The sequence below is a fragment of the Mycolicibacterium agri genome, assembly GCF_002553505.1.
Classification (GTDB): domain Bacteria; phylum Actinomycetota; class Actinomycetes; order Mycobacteriales; family Mycobacteriaceae; genus Mycobacterium; species Mycobacterium agri.
In genome coordinates this window covers 20,972-35,247 of the sequence record NZ_PDCP01000045.1, presented here as the reverse complement: position 1 = coordinate 35,247, position 14,276 = coordinate 20,972, and the positions used below count along the sequence as shown (strand labels likewise).

15 protein-coding genes are annotated in these 14,276 nt (G+C 65.3%); 2 read left to right on the top strand and 13 right to left on the bottom strand.

Translation table 11 applies throughout. The annotated features are described in order from the left end of the window. From CQY20_RS21930 to CQY20_RS21910, 6 genes are all read right to left on the bottom strand, one after another. Window positions 1-873, bottom strand: a complete 873-nt coding sequence (locus tag CQY20_RS21930; protein WP_097942193.1) for a potassium-transporting ATPase subunit C — start codon at window positions 871-873, stop codon at window positions 1-3. A 2-nt stretch (window positions 874-875) separates the two neighbouring features. Next, window positions 876-3,023 (bottom strand): potassium-transporting ATPase subunit KdpB, encoded by a 2,148-nt coding sequence (kdpB, locus tag CQY20_RS21925; protein ID WP_097942192.1) that lies wholly within the window; start codon window positions 3,021-3,023, stop codon window positions 876-878. After that, window positions 3,020-4,693, bottom strand: coding sequence for a potassium-transporting ATPase subunit KdpA (gene kdpA / locus CQY20_RS21920; RefSeq protein ID WP_097942191.1), 1,674 nt, complete (start codon window positions 4,691-4,693; stop codon window positions 3,020-3,022). The genes kdpB and kdpA overlap by 4 nt, the downstream gene beginning before the upstream one ends. Further along, a complete protein-coding gene (gene kdpF, locus CQY20_RS35975; RefSeq protein WP_272938826.1) occupies window positions 4,693-4,779 on the bottom strand; it encodes a K(+)-transporting ATPase subunit F in 87 nt (28 codons plus the stop codon). Before kdpF ends, kdpA begins: the two co-directional genes overlap by 1 nt. Then, complete coding sequence (locus CQY20_RS35880; RefSeq protein WP_109789740.1) at window positions 4,776-4,874, bottom strand: potassium-transporting ATPase; 99 nt, start codon at window positions 4,872-4,874, stop codon at window positions 4,776-4,778. Before CQY20_RS35880 ends, kdpF begins: the two co-directional genes overlap by 4 nt. A 123-nt stretch (window positions 4,875-4,997) precedes the next feature. Continuing rightward, a complete protein-coding gene (locus CQY20_RS21910; RefSeq protein WP_234816352.1) occupies window positions 4,998-5,537 on the bottom strand; it encodes a hypothetical protein in 540 nt (179 codons plus the stop codon). 224 nt (window positions 5,538-5,761) lie between these two features. Here CQY20_RS21910 and CQY20_RS21905 point away from each other — a divergent pair, with 224 nt between their 5' ends. Further along, window positions 5,762-7,414, top strand: a complete 1,653-nt coding sequence (locus CQY20_RS21905; protein WP_097942188.1) for an acyl-CoA synthetase — start codon at window positions 5,762-5,764, stop codon at window positions 7,412-7,414. Between the two features lie 105 nt (window positions 7,415-7,519). Here the strand turns inward: CQY20_RS21905 and CQY20_RS36220 are convergent, their stop codons facing one another. Together CQY20_RS36220 and CQY20_RS21895 are read right to left on the bottom strand one after the other, a co-directional pair. Beyond that, window positions 7,520-7,885, bottom strand: coding sequence for a CPCC family cysteine-rich protein (locus CQY20_RS36220; protein WP_097942187.1), 366 nt, complete (start codon window positions 7,883-7,885; stop codon window positions 7,520-7,522). A 156-nt stretch (window positions 7,886-8,041) separates the two neighbouring features. Continuing rightward, window positions 8,042-9,400: a wax ester/triacylglycerol synthase domain-containing protein gene (locus CQY20_RS21895; RefSeq protein WP_097942186.1), complete on the bottom strand. Its 1,359-nt coding sequence runs from the start codon at window positions 9,398-9,400 to the stop codon at window positions 8,042-8,044. Between the two features lie 289 nt (window positions 9,401-9,689). Between CQY20_RS21895 and CQY20_RS34530 the strand changes: the two genes are divergently transcribed. Next, window positions 9,690-9,872, top strand: coding sequence for a hypothetical protein (locus CQY20_RS34530; RefSeq protein ID WP_133119102.1), 183 nt, complete (start codon window positions 9,690-9,692; stop codon window positions 9,870-9,872). 4 nt (window positions 9,873-9,876) lie between these two features. Here the strand turns inward: CQY20_RS34530 and CQY20_RS21890 are convergent, their stop codons facing one another. The 5 genes from CQY20_RS21890 to CQY20_RS21870 form a co-directional block, all read right to left on the bottom strand. Continuing rightward, window positions 9,877-10,167, bottom strand: coding sequence for a DUF4193 domain-containing protein (locus tag CQY20_RS21890; RefSeq protein WP_097942185.1), 291 nt, complete (start codon window positions 10,165-10,167; stop codon window positions 9,877-9,879). A gap of 294 nt (window positions 10,168-10,461) precedes the next feature. Then, the gene (locus tag CQY20_RS21885) at window positions 10,462-11,262 is read right to left on the bottom strand and encodes an ABC transporter ATP-binding protein (protein WP_097942184.1); all 801 of its coding nucleotides are present in this window, start codon (window positions 11,260-11,262) and stop codon (window positions 10,462-10,464) included. Window positions 11,263-11,286: 24 nt separating this feature from the next. After that, on the bottom strand, window positions 11,287-12,141 hold the full coding sequence (locus CQY20_RS21880; RefSeq protein ID WP_163701679.1) for an ABC transporter permease: 855 nt from the start codon (window positions 12,139-12,141) through the stop codon (window positions 11,287-11,289). A gap of 10 nt (window positions 12,142-12,151) precedes the next feature. Continuing rightward, entirely contained in the window at window positions 12,152-13,066 is a 915-nt protein-coding gene (locus tag CQY20_RS21875) for an ABC transporter permease (protein WP_097942182.1), read from the bottom strand. A gap of 15 nt (window positions 13,067-13,081) precedes the next feature. Continuing rightward, entirely contained in the window at window positions 13,082-14,170 is a 1,089-nt protein-coding gene (locus tag CQY20_RS21870; protein ID WP_133119101.1) for an ABC transporter substrate-binding protein, read from the bottom strand. Window positions 14,171-14,276 lie beyond the last annotated feature (106 nt).

Here is a 14,276-nt window from a genome sequence, read left to right as displayed (position 1 = left end):
TCATCCTCCCGGATGCTGTTCGTCAAGCTCGATGTTCAGTTTCAGGACGTTGACAGTCGGTTCCCCGAAGAAGCCGAGCCAGCGCCCGTCGGTGTTGTCGGCGACGTCCCGCCTGACCTGGGCGGGGGCGATGCCGCGGGCCTTGGCGACGCGGTCGATCTGGAGGTCGGCGTAGGCGAGGGAGATGTGCGGGTCCAGTCCGCTGCCGCTGGCGGTCACGGCGTCGGCGGGCACCGTCGGGGCGGCTGGCGCGCTGCCGTGGATGGGCACGAACTGGCCGATGCTGTAGTCCTCACCGGCGCGGGCGCACTCGACGCGGATGCCCTCGTACGTGCTGAGGAACGGGGTGCGGGTGCTCTCGCACGGCTCGTTGACGCTGACGACGCGGGTCGGGTGCACGACGTTGCCGCGTGCGTCGCGCGGCCCGATGACCGACAGCACGGCGCCGACGCCGCCACGGGTGCAGAACGGCCGTGACCCGTCGACACCGTCGAGTTCGCCGACCGCGGCGCTGCGCGAACACACCAGCGTGAGCAGGCTCGGCTTGTCCGGTGCGTCGACGACGCTTTCGGGTCCCAGGTTGCTGGCGCTGGTGGCCATCGGGTCGTAGCCGTCTCCTGCGGCCGACGGTCGGCTTTGGAAGTACTGGGGCAGCGGATTGCCGTCGGCGTCGGTGAAGGACTGGCCAATGAGGCTGCTGCCGATCGGTTTACCGCGGGCGGTGATAATTGACCCATCGGCTTTGTCCCGCAGGCCGGGCAGCTGCGCGACGAGCCAGATGAACACCGGGTAGGCCAGGCCGAGGATGACGGTCAGCACCAGCAGCGCGCGCAGCGCCGCCCAGTGTTGGCGAACGATGTTGGTGAATTTCATGTCTACATTCCCGGGAAGAGTTGGATGACCAGGTCGATGAGCTTGATCCCGATGAACGGCGCGACGATGCCGCCGAGGCCGTAGATAGAGAGGTTGCGGCTCAACAGCTTTGATGCGCTGCTCGGTGTGTAGCGCACGCCCCGCAGCGACAGCGGGATCAGCGCGACGATGATGATCGCGTTGAAGATGACCGCGGACAGGATCGCCGACTGCGGGCTGTGCAGCCGCATGACGTTGAGCAGATCGAGGCCGGGGAACAGCGTCACGAACATCGCCGGGATGATGGCGAAGTACTTGGCGATGTCGTTGGCGATCGAGAACGTCGTCAACGCGCCGCGGGTGATCAGCAGCTGCTTGCCGATCTCGACGATCTCGATGAGTTTCGTTGGGTCGGAGTCGAGATCGACCATGTTGCCCGCCTCCTTGGCCGCCGACGTGCCGGTGTTCATCGCCACGCCGACGTCCGCCTGGGCCAGCGCTGGCGCGTCGTTGGTGCCGTCGCCGGTCATCGCGACGAGCTTGCCGCCGGCCTGCTCGTTGCGGATCAACGCCATCTTGTCCTCGGGGGTGGCTTCGGCGAGGAAGTCGTCGACGCCGGCCTCGTCGGCGATAGCCTTGGCGGTCAACGGGTTATCGCCGGTGATCATCACCGTGCGGATGCCCATGCGGCGCATCTCGTCGAACCGTTCCCGCATACCCTGCTTGACGACGTCTTTGAGATGGATGACGCCGAGCACCGACGCTTCATGCTCGATGACCTGACCGACGACCAGCGGAGTGCCGCCCGCCGCGGAGATGCCGTCGACGAGCTCGCCGAGCTCTGTCGGCACGCGTCCGCCCTGGGAGCGGACCCAGTCGGCGACCGAGTTGGCCGCGCCCTTGCGCAGCATCTGGCCGTCGTGCAGGTCGACGCCGGACATGCGTGTGGTGGCGCTGAATTCGACCCACTGAGCCTTGTCGAGCTCGCCGGGTGCGCGGGCCCGGAGGCCGTACTGCTGTTTGGCGAACACCACGATGGATCGCCCCTCGGGCGTCTCGTCGGCGAGGCTGGACAGCTGGGCCGCGTCGGCCAGCGCTTCGGGTGTGATGCCGGTCAGCGGAACGAAGGCCCCGGCCTGCCGGTTGCCCAGTGTGATCGTGCCGGTCTTGTCCAGCAGCAGCGTGTTGACGTCACCGGCGGCCTCCACCGCGCGGCCCGACATCGCCAGCACGTTGCGCTGAACGAGCCGGTCCATGCCTGCGATGCCGATCGCCGACAGCAGTGCGCCGATGGTGGTGGGGATGAGGCAGACCAGAAGTGACACCATGACTATGCCGGTGACACCACTGCTGTTGAGCGCCAACGTGTCCGGCACGCCTGGGTTGTTCGTCTTCGAGAAGATCGCCAGCGGCTGCAGCGTGGCGACGGCGAACACGAAGATGATCGTCAGCGAGGCGAGCAGGATGTTCAGCGCGATCTCGTTGGGCGTCTTCTGCCGGTTGGCGCCTTCGACCAGAGCGATCATCCGGTCGATGAAGCTCTCGCCGGGCTTCTGTGTGATCCGCACCACGATGCGGTCGGATAGCACGGTGGTGCCCCCGGTCACTGCGGACCGGTCGCCGCCGGACTCGCGGATCACCGGCGCGGACTCGCCGGTGATGGCGGACTCGTCAACGGACGCAATGCCGTCCACGACGTCACCGTCGCCGGGAATGGTCTCACCTGCTTCGACGACGACGATGTCGCCCTGTTGCAACAATGGTGCGGCCACCTGCTCTTCGCGGCCGGGAGCGCCGGGTCGCCAGCCGACGAGGCGACGGGCCATGGTGGAAGTCTTTGTCTTCCGCAGTGTTTCAGCCTGTGCCTTGCCGCGCCCTTCGGCGACGGCTTCGGCGAGGTTGGCGAAGACGACCGTCAGCCACAGCCACGCCACGACCATCCACGCGAACCAGGACGGATCGATGACAGCCAGCACGGTGCTCCACGCGGCGCCGATCTCGACGATGAACATCACGGGGTTGCGCCACAGCGTGCGCGGATTCAGTTTCCGCAGCGCGTCGGGCAGCGACTTCCACAGCATCTTCGGATCCAGCAGGCCGCCCTGTACACGGTTGGGCGCCATGGCTTTCGGCCGTGCGGCCGGTGCGGCCTCGATGGTGTGAGTGGTCATCGGTGAATTCCTTCAGCGAGGGGGCCCAGCGCGAGCATGGGCAGGAACGTGAGAGCGACCAGGATGAGCGTCACGCCGGCGACCATGCCGACGAACTGCGGTCGGTGGGTGGGCAGTGTGCCTGCGGAGTCGGGCGTCTTGCCCTGCTTGGCCAGCGCGCCGGCCAGTGCCAGCACGAAGATGATCGGCAGGAAGCGGCCGAACAGCATGGCCAAGCCGAGTGCGGTGTTGTACCACACGGTGTTCACACCGATGCCGGCGAACGCCGACCCGTTGTTGTTGGCCGCGGAGGTGAACGCGTACAACACTTCTGACAGCCCGTGCGGACCGGTGTTGAGCATGCTGGCGCGTTGACCTGGCATGGCCATCGCGACGGCGGTGCCGGTCAACACGATCAGCGGCGTGATCAGGAAATACGTTGCGGCCAGCTTGATCTCGCGCGGCGTGATCTTCTTGCCGAGGTATTCCGGTGTGCGGCCCACCATCAGCCCCGCTACGAACACCGTGATGATGGCGAGGATGAGCATGCCGTACAGTCCGGAGCCCACGCCGCCGGGCGCCACCTCGCCGAGTTGCATGTTGAACAGCGTGAGCATGCCGCCGAGACTGGTGTAGGAGTCGTGGAAGGAGTCGACGGCCCCTGTCGATGTCAGCGTGGTCAAGTCGGCGAAGACGGCCGAATCCGGCACGCCGAAGCGCTGTTCCACGCCTTCCATGGACGACCCGATCGCGGTGGGGACGGTGCCGTGGTGGCCGATCTGGAACCACATGATCAACGAGACGCTGATGAGCGCGATCACCGACATCGCGGCGGCGATGGCGTAGCCCTGCTTCCTGCTGCCGACCATGCGGCCGAAGGTGCGGGGAAGGGAGAACGCGATGCACGCCAGCAAGAAGATCTCGACCCAGTTGGTCCATGCGGTGGGGTTCTCGAAGGGATGAGCGGAGTTGGCGTTGAAGAAGCCGCCGCCGTTGGTGCCGAGCAGCTTGACGACTTCCTGGCTGGCGACCGGGCCGCCGGGGATGGTCTGCTGCCCGCCGACGAGCGTGCTGACCACCTGGTCGTGCACGGCGAAGTTCTGGATGACGCCGCCTGTGATCAGGATGATCGCGCCGGTGATGGAGAGCGGCAAGAGGATTCGGATGCAGCCGCGCACCAGGTCGACCCAGAAGTTGCCGAGCTCGCCGGTGTTGCGGCGGGCGAGCCCGCGGACGAAGGCCATCGCCACGGCCATGCCGACCGCCGCGGACACGAAGTTCTGCACGGCGAGCCCTGCCATCTGCACGAGATGGCCCTGCGTCGACTCACCGGAGTAGGCCTGCCAGTTTGTATTGGTGACGAAGCTGACGGCGGTATTCCAGGCCAGCGCAGGCGTCATCGGAGTGCCGGGATCGTTGAGGTGCAGCGGCAACTTGCCTTGTACCAGTTGAGAAATGAACAGGAAGAGCAGGCTGACCGCCGAGAACGCCAGCACGCTGCGGGCGTAGCCGCCCCACGTCTGCTCGGCCTTCGGGTCGGCACCGATGAGGCGATAGACGAATCGCTCGCCGCGCAGATCCTTGGCAGAGGCGTAGGCCCGGTACATGTAGTCGCCCAGCGGCACGTGCACGGCCGCAAGGCCGATGATCAGTGAGGCGAGGAACAGGATCCCCGCTGTCGTCGACGTCATTAGAACCTCTCCGGGAACAGCAGGGCGGCGAAGAGGAACACGGCGAGCAGGATCGCCAGCGCGAGGCCGATGAGGTTGCCGCTCACAACGCCTCGACCAACTTCTGGATCCAGCCGAGCAGGGCGAAGATCGCCACCGTCAGCAGGACGTAGAGCAGGGCGGACATGTCACTCCAGGGCATGTTTACGGGCTGCCGGACTTCGGCGGCCTGAACCATGAAACGCCCTGCTCAGGGCCGTAATGGCGGCCTTAACGGGATCTTGACGCCCGCGGTACGGTCCTTAACGGTTTGGGTCTGCCCGGGTTATCGGGACCGCCCGAATCGGCGTTTGGGCTTCGGGGCCGGTTGCGACTCCTGAAGCCATTCCTGCCACATCATGACCTCGTTCTTCTGGACACGATTGTTTGCGACGCTCAACCCTCGACGTTCGACTTCCGCTGTCGCCCACCGGATCAGCGAGCTGTCGGGACCGATCTCCTGAGCGAGGCGCAGCCGGTCGTCGTCACTCAACCTGTCGCTGAAGTCCTGCATCGCGTTCTTCAGTCGATAGAAGGGGACGGCGCCCTCGAACTGCAGGAGGAGCTCAGCGAGTTCCCGTCGGGCGCCGTCGAGGATGGTGGCGGCAGGTTCGGTCTGCTCCTCGGCTGCGGGGGCGGGCGCAACTGCGGTATCGGGAGTCTCGACAAGCTCGGGGTGTTTGGCGCGCAGTGCCTCGAGTTCCGCGGTGAGGGCGAGGGCCTTCGCGCGCCACCACTCGAGGTGATAAGCGGTGAGCCGCGCCTCGCAGTCAGGGCAGAGGGCCTCAGCGACATCGACCTGTGGGACAGGGGTCGGGTCATGCAACGCCGCACCACAGAGGGCGCGGTCATCCACACCGTGAAGCGCGCGGTCAGTTCTGCCGTTCAAGTAGTCGGCGTGATGGATCACTGCTTCGGAGCGATCGCGGAGATAGCTGTGGGGCGGTTCCACTTCTCGTAACTTAGATCACACAGCCGCCGATTATGCGATGTCGGCTCGAATCGGGACGTCCGAGGCGGCAGCGACCGTCCACGGCTCAAGGAGGCGCAATGGTTGAGGCACTGGCTGGCATTCGGCAGAAGCTGCAGCACGTATCTGAGAAGGCGCGTGCGGTTGAGCGCCTGGCCAGCACCGGAATGATCGACCTGAAGGATCTGGGCTCGACGATCCGGTTCGCCAAGCTCGCGCGCGTCTACGGGCCGCAGGCCACGATGGCGATCGTCGGGGGCCAGAAGTATGCGAACCTGCCCGCGATCGTCGACGAACGCGGGACGCTGACGTACAAGCAGGTCGACGACCAGTCGTGGGCGCTGGCACACGGGCTGAAGGACCTGGGCGTCACTGAAGGGTCCGTCATCGGTGTGCTGTGCCGCGACCACCGCGGGCTGGCCGTCGCCATGGCCGCCTGCGGCAAGGTCGGCGCCCGGATGGTGCTGATGAACACCGGCTTCGCCAAGCCGCAGTTCGCGGAGGTCTGCAAGCGCGAGGGCGTCAGCGTGATGCTGCACGACAGCGAGTTCCTCGGCCTGCTCGACGCGCTGCCGGACGACATCCGCCGCGTCGTGGTCTGGGTCGACGACGGCGCCGAGCTGCCCGCGGGCGCGCTGACCCTCGATGACATCGTCGCGGCCAACCCGACCGAGCCGTTGCCGCCGCCGTCTCAAGCCGGCGGGTCGGTCATCCTCACCAGCGGTACCACCGGCCTGCCGAAGGGCGCGCCGCGGAAGACGGTGAACCCGCTGGCGACGGCGCAGATCGTCGACCGGATCCCGTTCCCGCGGAAGGGAACCATGGTGATCGTGTCGCCGATCTTCCACAGCACGGGCTGGGCCACCTACGGCGTCGGCGCCGCGTTGGGCAACAAGGTGGCGACGATGAGGCGGTTCAACGCGGAGCGGACGCTGCAGCTCATCGCCGAGCACGAGGCCGACATGCTGGTCGCCGTCCCGACGATGCTGCATCGCATTGTCGAGCTTGGGCCGGACGTCATCGCCAAGTACGACACGTCGTCGCTGAAGGTGATCCTGATCGCCGGGTCGGCGCTGAGCCCGGAGTTGTCCAACCGGGTGCAGGACACCTTCGGCGATGTTCTCTACAACATGTACGGCTCGACCGAATGCGCGATCGCCACCATCGCGACCCCTGCGGAGCTGCGGGCCGCGCCGGGCACGGCGGGCCGCGCTCCGGTGACGTGCGAAGTGGTCCTGTTCGACGAGAACGACCGACGCATCGAGGGTCCGAACCGTCGCGGCCGGATCTTCATCCGCAGCGGGGCGCCGTTCGAGGGATACACCGACGGACGGACCAAGCAGATCATCGACGGCTACATGTCCAGCGGCGACATGGGCCATTTCGACGAGAACGGGTTGCTGTTCGTCGACGGTCGCGACGACGACATGATCGTGTCCGGCGGGGAAAACGTCTTCCCGCAGGAAGTGGAGCAACTGCTCGAACAGCGCCCTGATGTCGCCGAGGTGGCCGTCGTCGGTGTGGACGACGTCGAGTGGGGAAAACGGTTGCGCGCCTTCATTGTTCCCGAGCCTGGCGCACAGCTGGATCCGGACGCGATCAAGCAGTACGTGAAGGAGAACCTGGCCCGCCACAAGGTGCCGCGCGATGTGGTGTTCGTCGACGAGCTGCCCCGCAACGCCACCGGCAAGCTGCTGCGCCGGGTTCTGGTCGAGATGAAGGTCGACGCCTAGGTCCTCAGTGACGCCGAGATGGGTTGGGCCGTCATCGATGTCTTCGGGCCCGGGCGGTACGCGGCGGGAAAACTGACGTAGTCCAGTACGCAGTTTTGCGCCGGCTCAAAGCCGATACTGAGATGACCGACATGGTGAGGCGAGAGTGTGGCGCCGGGCCGGGCGGGCGTATTCGGCGCGGGCTTGGTCGAGGCTGAGCGCGCCGTTGGGGCCGCCGCGAACCACCGAGCTGTCGTGATCGTCCTGCCCATCGTCTTCCCAGACGCACTCACCGCAGATCTCGTACGCACCTCGCTCCGACAACTCAATATGGCCGCAGCACGGGCAGGAATAAGGTCCCTCCGAGGCCGACGCGTAGACGTTCTTGGCTTGGGTGTATTCCCGAAACCATGCCCTCCGCTGAGCGATTAGCTCTTCGTCGGTCAGTGTGGGGTCATCGTCGGGTCCACGTCTGACGGGCCGGTCAGTCACCGCATTAGTGTCGCGAGGTAGTGGGTCCTCGGCAACCAAGAAATCACTGAGTTTGTCGCGAACAGGCGGCAGGATTATCGCTCGTCATACCTGCTTGGGAAGAGGATCCTGTTCGGCGTTGTCGCGGTAATTCGTCTGCGGCGGTGAGTGCTCGGGTCAAGCCGCCAGCCCCAGCACTTCGTCGAAGCCGGCCTGCAGGCACCGCGTGAACAGCTTGACGTCCGGGATTGCCCCGCTGTCGACATCGATGCCCAGCGCGCAGGTGTCTACGTAAGTCAGCAGCGTGACATTGACCGCCGCACCGATCGTTGGCCCGAATGCGTACTGCATCCGGACCTCGGCGCCACCGAATTGCACCGGAATCGGTATGCCCGGTACATCGCTGGCGACGAAGTCGACGTTGCGCAGGATCGACCCGATGTACCAGCGCGGCATCCGGTTCAAGAACCCGGCGATGAGCTGCGTGTGCGGCAGCGACTGCTCGTTGCGGACCCGCTCGGTACGCTCGTGGATCCGCCGGATCCGTTCCGCCGGGTCAGCGATATCGACGGGAATATCGAAGCGCATCAGCGTGATCCGGTTCCCTCCAGGAGCATCACCCTCTGTGCGCAGGTTGATTGGCATCGTCAGGTGGAGCCGGCTCACATCGACGCCGTGCTTGTCGTGGTATATGCGTATGCCGCCGGCCACGCCGGCGACGAACGCGTCGTTCAGCGCGCCCCCGCCGCGGTGTGCCGCTTCGCGCAACGCGGGCTTCGGCACCTTGAGCACGTCAAGCCTGCGGACCGTCGTGCGTCGCGTCCTCGGCGGCGATCCTGTCGAATTAACCGGCCGCACAGTACGATACACCGAACCGGTGAGTCCCATCGCGGTGGTCAGCGTTCGCATCGGACTGCGTACGCCGTCGACGACCAGACGGGGGAAGGCCGACATCGCGCCGGTCAGCGCGCCGCCGGCCAGACCGACGCTGTAGCGCGCGGTATCCCAGTAATCGCCGAAGGCGGCTCGTCGTGAAACCGGCTGCCCTTCATCGTCATTGGATGGAAGTCCCGGGGAGAGGCCAAACAGTGTCATCGCGATCTGGATTCCGCCGACGCCGTCCGTCAGAGCGTGATGGAACACGCACAGCACGGCTGCCTGCCCATCGGGCAGGCCCTCGATCAGGGTGATCTTCCACAACGGGCGGGCCCGGTCGAAATCTTCCATCTGTCCCAGCCTGGCGAGCTCGAGCACGTCGTTGAACGATCCGCCGGCCGGTATCCCCACCCGTCGCATGTGAAAGTCCAGGTCGAAGTCGACAGAGCGCTGCCACCGCGGTGGCGCAGGGGGCGGTGACTCGACGACGATCTGGCGCAGCATAGGCAGCTCGTGGCTGAGATGCTCGAAGCGGTCGCGGACCTCATCCCAGTCCGGCGACCGGTCCAGCAACAGGACAGTCACCACCGTGGACCGGAGCCGTGGGTCGCTCTCCATGGACCATGTGAATGCGTCACTGCTGCGCATGAACTCAGTCATCGTGTTTTCCCGCGCACAACGGTAGGCCCGCGTTGTGACCCAGCGCACCGCCCGGCGGGTGATTGGGGACTTTGTGCCCTACAGGTGATGACCGAGGTTGCGAGGTTCGAGGCCAACGGCCGCCCGCGAGTCTGCGGCCAGATCGCGAAGAGCCAGCGAAACGCGATCTCCCCGCGGTTCGGGGTCTCCTGCGTCACCTGCCTGACGGACAGGAATTCCTACCCTGAAGCGGCCGGATTCTGGCCGCGCAGCGATTACCCGCCGGCCCGCCGGTCGCGATGCTTTCCCTATGACTTCTCACACCGCGCACCCCTCGCACTTCGCTTGCTGGATTGCGGGCTATGCCCTGATGGCAGGCTTGGCCACCACCGACGCTGGTGGTGATCGCCAGTCGGCGCGAGGCCGCCAAGACTTCACCGAGGGTGACATCACCGAACTGAAGACCAGCGACCTCGACGCCAACAACGGGTAGCGGTCTACACGCAGTCGACGCAGATCTGCTCGGATCCGCGCTGCAGTGCCAGCCGGTTGCGGTGTTGCACCAAGAAGCATGACGAGCAGGTGAACTCGTTCGCCTGCTTGGGGATCACGCGGACCGAGAGCTCTTCGGAGATATCCGCGTCGGGCAGGTCGTAGGAATCGACAGCCTCGTCGTCGTCGATCACGGCGGTGTCGGCAACCCGCCGCGTGACGGTCAGCTCCTCGAGCGACTCGTCGACGGTGTCCTCGGCGTTCTTCGTGCGTGGTGCGTCGTAGTCGGTGGCCATGGACGGTCCTTCCTTTCAACTCCGTCTGAACTCCGTCGCAGACGCAACGTCGTGAGTGCTTCGGCTGTTCCCCTACGGACCCGCACCAGGAGTTCTCATACCGCTTCCTCAGGTTTGCGGCGTATCGATGTGGACATGCACGTGATCACCGGTGAAGAGCACTTCCTGCACCCGCTCGCCGTGGCCCGCCGAACGTGAAACCTCAGCGATTTTTCGCGGGCAGAATCGCACCAGGCGCACGTTCGGCGACGCTCGTCCACGGCGCTGAGCACCGCGCCATGGCCGACGGCTCGATCACGCCGTAGTCGACTCGCCTCCGGCCTTGGCCGCGATCCGCGGATCCTTGGACGCGCGACGGCTCTCCATCTCCTCGAACACCTGGAGGATTTCGGACTGCAGCGTGGCGACCGCTGGGTCGGTCTGGAGGCGCGGGTAACTCAGGCCCACCTCGATGTCGGCATATATCCTGCCGCCGACCTCGAGGATGATGATCCGGTCCGAGAGCTGGACGGCCTCGATCACGTCGTGGGTGATGAACAGGACGGTCCGCTTCGTCCGCGCCCAGATCCGTTGCAGCTCAGCGCGCATCCCGCGGGCCGTGATCGCGTCGAGGTGGCTGAACGGCTCGTCCATGAGCAGGAGGTCGGGCTCGACCGAGAACGCGCGCGCGATGCCGACGCGCTGCTGCATCCCGCCCGAAAGGTGCGCCGGGTACATGTGCTCGAAGCCGGTGAGACCGACGAGGTCGAGGTACGGCTGCACATACTCAAGCTTCTTGTTCGCCTTCGGCTGGACGTAGATCAGATTGTCTGTGACCGTTAGCCACGGTAGGAGCCGCGGGTCTTGAAACACGTAGCCGAGCCTGGCCGCGCCGCCACCATCAGCGGTCACGTCCACGCTCCCGGTGGTCGGCGTCTCGACCCCGGACACGATGTTCAGGAAGGTGCTCTTGCCGCAGCCGGACGGGCCCACCATGGAGACGAAGCTCTGACCGCTCATCTCGAAGTCGATCCCGTCCAGCGCGCGCACGACCGGCTGATCCTTGGTCGTCGGCGGGAACTCCTTTGTCACCTTGTGGGCTTTCAGCACCGCCACGTCAGTGCCTCCTCGCGGTCGCTTTCATGGTTCTGATTTCCCTGCTCGAGAAGACGCTCCGAAGCCCCCAATCCCGTCGCGCCACCGGTGCACACGCCGATCGATCCTTTCGATCACGCCGCGGTCGAAGACGATGATGAGCACGATGATGATCAGAGCCCAGCCCATGATGCCGTCGAAGTTCGCCGAGTCGTACCAGCTCCGCGACCGGAATCCCGCTCCATCGCTCAGCCCGAACCATTCCACGAGCAGTACGACGCCCCAGGCCGCGAGGATGGAGAGCCGCAGACCGGCGATCACCGAACCGGCCAGCGACGGCAGCACGAGGCGGCGGAAGCGCTCGACGAATCCGACGCCGTAGGCCACGGACATGTCCCTGAGCTCGCGTGGTATTGCGAGCGTCCCTCGCATCACGTACACGACGAGCGCCGGCGTGGCGGAGACGGCGATGGTGAAGACGGGCGCGGTGGTGCCGAAGCCGAACCACATCAGCGCCAGTAGGGCCCAGATGTAGGCGGGCAGCGCGAGGCCGACCATGATGATGTCGGTGAAGAGGCCCTGCGCGCGCCACCAGGTCCCCATCGCATAACCGAGCGGGATGCCGATCAGGATCACCCAGACCATCCCGATCGCGGTGCGCTGGAGGCTGATGACGGTGTTCCAGACGACCTCGTTGTTGAGCAAGCTCGCTTCGGTGCCCACATATGGGCGCCTGAACTCGGCCACGATGAAGTTGAAGGTGCCGACCGGAGTGGGAAAACGAGCGCTGACGTCGCCTACGAGCTGCCAGATCAGCAGGAGAGTGAGCCGGGCGGCCCATCGCGCCGCACGCGGGTGAAAGAGGAAAGTTTTCAGTTTGGCAGGTGCACTCGCGGTCACCGGTCGAGGTTTAGTAGCGGAGAACATCCTCACCTCGCTGTAGCCGGTAGCGGAACGCGCGTCGCTCGAGCCGCATGAGCACGAATCGCTCGATCACGATGATGAAGATGACGAAGAACATCATCCAGGCGAGCATGTCGGCAACGGCAAAGCCCTGGAACGCTTTTCGGATCTGGACACCAACGCCGGAGGTCCCCCCGAACGTCTCGGCCAGCGCCGCGAGCTTCCACGAGCTGGCGAACGAGGCCCTGACCGCCGCGAACAGGAACGGGAGGAATGTCGGCGCCACGATGTACCGCAGTGCCGCGAGCGTCGGCTGCTTGTAGACGCGGCTCATCGCGAGAAGACGACGATCGACGCCCTCCACGCCGGCCGCGACGAAGAGAGCGATGTCCGGGAGGACGAGAAGCCCGACGACGACCGCGGGCCCGATGTCGCCGAGGCCGAAGAGGACGACCGCCAGGATCGAGTACACGATCAACGGGATGTTCGCCGCGAGGTAGACGAAGTCGAAGAAGTAGTTCTTCGCGTACTCGTAGCGGCCCATCAGAATGCCGATCGGGACGCCTACGACCACAGCACCGACGAATCCGAGGAGCGTCTTGCGCAGCGTTTCCCAGAAGTTGATGAATACGGTGCCGGGTTTCACCCCGCGCGAGGGGTCACCGACCATGAGGCCCCACATGCGATCGGCCACCGTCCACGGCGGGGGAAGCAGTTCGAACACCCCCGCGGTCAGCCGGCTGGTAATCGCCCATCCGGCCAGCAGGGCAAGCGCACCGCCGATCGAGTAGAGCGTGGCCCTGCGGCGCTTGGATGCCTCTCGCTTGCCCGTATCCACCGACGCGGTGCTCAGCCCTACGTTCGAGCCGACCGCAAGCGCCGACTCGGGTCCGGGCTCTTCGGGGCCGGGTTCTAGTGGCACCGCGTTGCCTGGATCTCAGTTGTCACCGACATCAGGGATCTCGCAGGTCTGCTTCCCGGTCTCCGGATCGATGCACACGTAAATCGAGTCCTGCTGGTCCTCGGGCACCAGGCCGGCGGCCCGCAGGAGGTCTGTCACGCCCTGCTCCTGCTCGATCCACTTCGGGGTCAGATAAACCGAGTCGAGGAAGTTGTCGTATGTGTTGGCGTAGTAGTCCTTGACGAACTGCTTCTCGACGTCGTTCTGGTAGCCGAAGTCCTCCTGGTTGGCGTCGATGATCTCGGACTGGTGCGCTTTCCATTCGTCTAGGGCGCGCTGCCACACCGAGAGGAAGAACGCGACCTCGTCGGGGTGGTCCTTGTACCAGCTGTGCAGGGTGACGAAGTTGTTGCTGTTCATACCCACGTGGCCCGGCTCGTATTTCTCCTCGTAGAGCTGGGCGGCCGTCTTACCGTCGTAGAGCACGTCGACGCTGCCGTTCATCAGATAGGGGATCGACGTCGTCATGGCCGTCACCCCAGCGCAGAGGTCACCCTTGACGACGAGGTCGGGAGAAACCTCGAAGTCCGTGAGCGCCATCTGCAGGTCGTCGGAGCCCTCGGCAAGCTCGCGGTTGTCCATGTCCTTGGCCAGCGCCTGCCAGACGAGGCTGGAACCCGCAAACGACTCGACTCCGACCTTGCAGCCCTTGGGAAGGTCGCCGAAACTCTTGTAGCCGCTGCCGTTCTTGACCACGACGATGTCCTGGGCGCGGTTGTACTTGCCGATGGTCACGGTCTGGACGCCGGTTTCCTTCTCCAGCACAGGGGTTTCGTAGGTGCCCGTGGAGACGATGTCGGCGTGGCCGCCTGCGAAACTGGCAAACTCGTCCTCGGTCTCGAAGCGCTGGATGTGATACCCGGACTCGTCCTCCATCTCCTTGAGGATTCCTTGGTCCTCGATCCAGTTCCATGCTGGATCGGGCGAGAAGACGAATCTGATCGTCCCCTTGTTGCCGCCGCCACCGCTGTCACCGCCAGGACTGCAACCAGCGATACCGACGCAGACGGCTACGGACAGGACGCCGAACGTCGCGAACTTGCCGATTTGCCGCACCGTCTCCACCACCATTTCCTCCCACCGACGCGAAGCCCTCGAGCGTGATGTCATAAGTTATAGAACGGCTAGTGTCATAAATTATAAGAATTGCAACGATTTTTAGGTTGCTTAT